Origin of the sequence: Paraburkholderia sp. SIMBA_027, assembly GCF_046535315.1 — a bacterium.
Classification (GTDB): domain Bacteria; phylum Pseudomonadota; class Gammaproteobacteria; order Burkholderiales; family Burkholderiaceae; genus Paraburkholderia; species Paraburkholderia tropica.
Map to the genome: position 1 here is coordinate 1 of NZ_JAWRWY010001507.1, position 240 is coordinate 240.

Sequence of the window (240 nt, forward strand, 5' to 3'; positions counted from 1 at the left end):
GTCCACCACCAGCACGATGCCGAACGGCGCGGGCCAGTCGCCCACCAGATAGACGCCGACGCCGTCCGGCCAGACGCCCGGCACGACGCCGCCGGCGACCGCCAGCAACGCAATGGCGGCGGCCAGTTGCGCCAGCGTCGACACCATGGCGATGGCGCCGCGCGCGTAGCGGCTGGTGTCGGCCAGCAACAGCATCACGGCGCCGGCCAGCAACGGCGTGATGATGGGCAGGATGGGAAG

1 pseudogene is annotated in these 240 nt (G+C 72.5%); it reads right to left on the bottom strand.

What is annotated here, in order from left to right:
• A pseudogene (locus tag SB764_RS44220) lies at positions 1 to 240 on the bottom strand (cation:proton antiporter); the annotation flags it as partial.